Source organism: Corynebacterium sp. HMSC055A01, assembly GCF_001809405.1.
Classification (GTDB): domain Bacteria; phylum Actinomycetota; class Actinomycetes; order Mycobacteriales; family Mycobacteriaceae; genus Corynebacterium; species Corynebacterium hesseae.
The window spans coordinates 1-333 of sequence record NZ_KV797580.1 but is presented as its reverse complement, the minus strand read 5'-3'; the positions used below and the strand labels follow the sequence as shown (position 1 = coordinate 333).

Genomic DNA, 333 nt, shown 5'->3' with positions numbered 1-333 from the left:
GCAGCTCCACGACGTCGACGTCCTGGTCCTCGATGACTTCCTGACCACACCTGTGGATGCCGCGACCGCGCACCAACTTCTCAACATCCTCGCCGGGCGAGAAGGCAAAGTCTCAACGATAGTGACCTCACAATTCACCCCACTGGAGTGGTACAAGTCCATCCCCGACGCCGTGATCTCCGAGTCAATCCTCAACCGACTCGTCTCCGGCGCCGAGATCATCACATTGGAAGGACCAAACATGCGCCTGACCACCAACGCATAACAACCGACAAAGCCTGAGTGAGATACCGCTACCAGGTACTCACTCAGGCGCTACCAGATACTCACCAC

General features: G+C 57.4%; 1 protein-coding gene. It reads left to right on the top strand.

The features are described from left to right. Positions 1-265 (top strand): ATP-binding protein (locus HMPREF2604_RS06220; protein ID WP_168162996.1); only part of this gene is annotated, 265 nt, incomplete at its 5' end. Between the last annotated feature and the right edge of the window lie 68 nt (positions 266-333).